A 363-nucleotide genomic window follows, 5' to 3' on the forward strand; every position below is an offset into this window, starting at 1 on the left:
ATTAATGCAATTCTTGCACACATCGAAATTGCTGAAAAATACTATCACAAAGGTAACAGTGAAAAGGATGAACACTATTTCACGGATGTAATTTATCGTACCAATCATGCCTTTGAAGGCATTCTTAAAGAAGCGTATGAAGTAATACAAGAACAAAATGCATCAAATAAATCTCCGTATGAGATTGAACAATACTTATCCAACAATAACGTATTTAACGATAGGGTGATGCAACTGTTTGTGAACTATCGTCAGAGTTGGAGGAATCCATCTACACATGATTATCAATTGTTTTTTGGAAGCCAAGAGGCATTTTTAGCGATTGTCAGCGTATCGTCATTTGTCAACATATTGCTTGATCAA

Annotated in this window: 1 protein-coding gene; it reads left to right on the top strand. The window is 34.7% G+C overall.

Translation table 11 applies throughout. The annotated features are described in order from the left end of the window. On the top strand, positions 1 to 363 hold a 363-nt coding region (locus AW165_RS19885), incomplete at both ends, for a hypothetical protein (protein WP_171254274.1).

The organism is Acinetobacter sp. LMB-5, from assembly GCF_001541635.1.
Taxonomy (GTDB): Bacteria; Pseudomonadota; Gammaproteobacteria; order Pseudomonadales; family Moraxellaceae; genus Acinetobacter; species Acinetobacter pittii.